Source organism: Virgibacillus sp. 7505 (assembly GCF_002272135.1).
Taxonomy (GTDB): Bacteria; Bacillota; Bacilli; order Bacillales; family Amphibacillaceae; genus Terribacillus.
Genome location: NZ_NPBF01000238.1, coordinates 1 through 250 on the forward strand (window position 1 = coordinate 1; position 250 = coordinate 250).

Below are 250 nucleotides of genomic sequence, written 5' to 3' on the forward strand. Positions count from 1 at the left end.
CCGAGTAACTACAACGACATTTACGCCAATGATTTTATTACAATGCTTGAAGCCATCGCTTACTCAGACAATATTTATGCGATGAAAACGCATTTGTCTATTGGTACAGACGAACTAGTAAATGTTTCTGAAAAACTAGGGCTTGGCACATTTGAAAACCGCCCTTCCCTTGCTTTAGGGGCACAGCCTGTCACCGTCCTTGATATCGCCAATGCTTACGCCGCTTTAGCCGACGGAGGAAAACAACGGG

Annotated in this window: 1 protein-coding gene; it reads left to right on the plus strand. The window is 44.8% G+C overall.

The window, feature by feature from the left end:
- Nucleotides 1-250 (plus strand): penicillin-binding transpeptidase domain-containing protein (locus CHH91_RS18770; RefSeq protein ID WP_286160851.1); only part of this gene is annotated, 250 nt, incomplete at both ends.